1 pseudogene is annotated in these 237 nt (G+C 45.1%); it reads left to right on the plus strand.

Annotated elements, in window-relative coordinates:
- A pseudogene (locus AAEY88_RS15445) lies at positions 1 to 237 on the plus strand (threonine ammonia-lyase, biosynthetic); the annotation flags it as partial.

Below are 237 nucleotides of genomic sequence, written 5' to 3' on the forward strand. Positions count from 1 at the left end.
TGACCGAGTTTAACTATCGCTTTAGTAGCCGTGACATTGCAGTGGTGTTTGCCGGCATTCGTCTTACGGGTGGCCAAGCAGAGCTAAGCGAGATTATCGCTAAACTTGAATTGGAAGGATTTGAAGTTCAAGATTTATCCCAAGATGAAACCGCTAAATTACATGTGCGTTATATGGTCGGTGGTCATCCACTTGAACCGCTAGAAGAGCGCTTGTTTAGCTTTGAGTTCCCTGAAC

The sequence above is a fragment of the Psychrobacter sp. CAL346-MNA-CIBAN-0220 genome (assembly GCF_040309805.1).
Classification (GTDB): Bacteria; Pseudomonadota; Gammaproteobacteria; order Pseudomonadales; family Moraxellaceae; genus Psychrobacter.